The 1,063-nt window shown below is 37.4% G+C and carries 1 protein-coding gene; it reads left to right on the top strand.

Going from position 1 to position 1,063, the window contains the following annotated elements; translation table 11 throughout:
- Positions 1 to 305: 305 nt before the first annotated feature.
- The gene (locus ACVBIL_RS20565) at positions 306 to 560 is read left to right on the top strand and encodes a YgjV family protein (protein ID WP_447160914.1); all 255 of its coding nucleotides are present in this window, start codon (positions 306 to 308) and stop codon (positions 558 to 560) included.
- Positions 561 to 1,063: the final 503 nt, after the last annotated feature.

The raw sequence follows: 1,063 nt of genomic DNA, 5'->3' as shown, positions 1-1,063 counted from the left end.
GCTATAAAAGGTGTTGTTTCAACGCCGTGCCAGTGAGCGATGCTTTATTGCAAGATCACTCGCATGACTGCAGCTGTAGTTAAACGCTAAACGCCAAAAAGCTAAAAGGCCAAAACCTTAAATCCCAAAAGATAGTCTGGGTCGTGTTTATCAGCTCGGTCCCCCTGCAGTAAACACTGCGGAGCTAAGAGCAATTTTATTCGGCTAGGGGCTGTTTTAATGGCTGATTTTTGCGCATACTTATTGCACATTCAAGTTATGTTTGCTGCATAACTTGGTTCGACAAAAACCAATGAGGATAGCGCATGGATAACGCAACAATTTGGGAATGGGTCGGGTATCTAGCGTCGGTTGTCGTCGCGATATCGCTAATGATGTCAAACATCAAAAAGCTTCGTTGGTGGAACCTTATCGGAGCGGCGTTATTTGTAGCCTATGGTTTAGCTATTGATGCAATTCCGGTGGCATTGGTTAACTTCTTTATTGTGCTTATCGACGCCTACTATTTGGTGAAGTTGTACAAAGCTGATTCACATATAAAAGACTCTACAGAGCTCTAATTTACAGAGCTTTAATTGACAGAGTTTTAAAATAGCTTTGATACACTAATACACAGTTCATCGAGGAGGAAATAAGCTATTTTCCTCCATTATTACAAATGTAAATCACGTTAAAACGCTTAATTTAAACCACTTCTACTGTTTTTTATCAGCTTAAAGCGCCATTGTTAGCATTTAACGCTTACATCTTTGCTACCAGGTAGTGATTAAATCTAAACATTTCATTTATTGATTAGTATCAATGTTGTTATTCATTTTCAACATTACTCTGCAACGCCTTAATTCAATTGCAGTTTACTCCTGTCTAAATTTTTCCATTTATATTGTTTTAGTTACCCATTCTTAATCTGCTATTTGATTTAAGGCTATCTGTTTTAATCGTTTTAATATTTTTAGTTGTGAGCCTATTATCTGTTCATCGACATACGGCATATATGGACCCATCCAGTTTGCAAGATGTTTGATATCAATTTTGAGAAGAGTTCATTGCACCCATATATTCG

It is taken from the genome of Shewanella sp. 125m-7 (genome assembly GCF_052977045.1).
Note: the sequence above shows the minus strand (reverse complement) of the source record. Positions and strands in the feature narration are given on the sequence as shown.